1 protein-coding gene is annotated in these 266 nt (G+C 43.6%); it reads right to left on the bottom strand.

Features of this window, described 5'->3' with window-relative positions:
- Nucleotides 1-266: hypothetical protein (locus ACR9ZK_RS22195; RefSeq protein ID WP_481344105.1), on the bottom strand; the 266-nt coding region annotated here is incomplete at both ends.

Here is a 266-nt window from a genome sequence, read left to right on the forward strand (position 1 = left end):
GGTAAGGGAAAGCTGCTGTACCTTATCTTTTGAGATCAGGATTCCGAACTGGTTCCAGTCTCTCGGAGGAAGCTGGTCTATCGAAGATTGCTTTGCCGTGGCATCATACAAATGAAAGCCGTCCTTTGTCTGGATCGCCGCAATTACAAAATTCATGTTTGAAACATTAGGAGAGGCAATATTGATGAGACCATTGCTTACTGTTGATATAGCAAGGGGATCTGCTTTAAGACCAGCCTCACGAAGCATCATCACTAAGAAAAGAT

This window comes from Monashia sp. HAY1-5C (assembly GCF_056755255.1).